The 596-nt window shown below is 44.3% G+C and carries 1 protein-coding gene; it reads left to right on the forward strand.

Features of this window, described 5'->3' with window-relative positions; genetic code table 11:
- Window positions 1-166 precede the first annotated feature (166 nt).
- Window positions 167-596, forward strand: a 430-nt coding sequence (locus L5M28_RS24105) for a hypothetical protein (protein WP_263204549.1), incomplete at its 3' end; no start/stop codon positions are given.

Raw genomic sequence — 596 nt, forward strand, 5'->3', positions numbered from 1 at the left:
CTCTTACTGGGGAGTTGATGGTGATGGGAATAAAACCGATTTAAATATCGGCGGGCTTATGGGTAAGGTTAACTTGTCTCCTATGGCTAGTATTCCAAAAGCAGGGGAATACCAACCGTGGCAACCCACTACGCTAGACGACTTAACTAAAACGGTGGGCTAACTGATGGCTAAAGTAAACGGTATCAACCAAATGGGTGCAGCTGCAGCCAATGCAAACGATGAAGAAAACTTAACACCAGAGGAAGAAAAACAATTAACAGATGCCATGAAGGTGGTGAAGGTCATTATCCACGGCGAAGGGCAAACTGGCGATCAAATTGCTGCCATGATTAAGGACTCCGAAGATATTGCCAAAGGCATTGGTAGCGCTGTGGCCGCTGTGCTTATTGCGGTATCCAAGCAAATGGAGTTTAGCGACGATATTAAGCTGGTTTTGGCTACTGAAATATTGATTGAATTATCTGATATAGCTGTCGATGCGGGTGCCTTAGCAGAAGATGAAATTACTGAGCAATTTGTTGATACTGCCGTAAGCCAAGCCTATAGCGCTTATATATCTACTAAAGAGGCGATGGGTGAGCTTGATGTTAATG

It is taken from the genome of Shewanella sp. SW32 (assembly GCF_025653365.1).
Lineage (GTDB): Bacteria > Pseudomonadota > Gammaproteobacteria > Enterobacterales > Shewanellaceae > Shewanella > Shewanella oncorhynchi.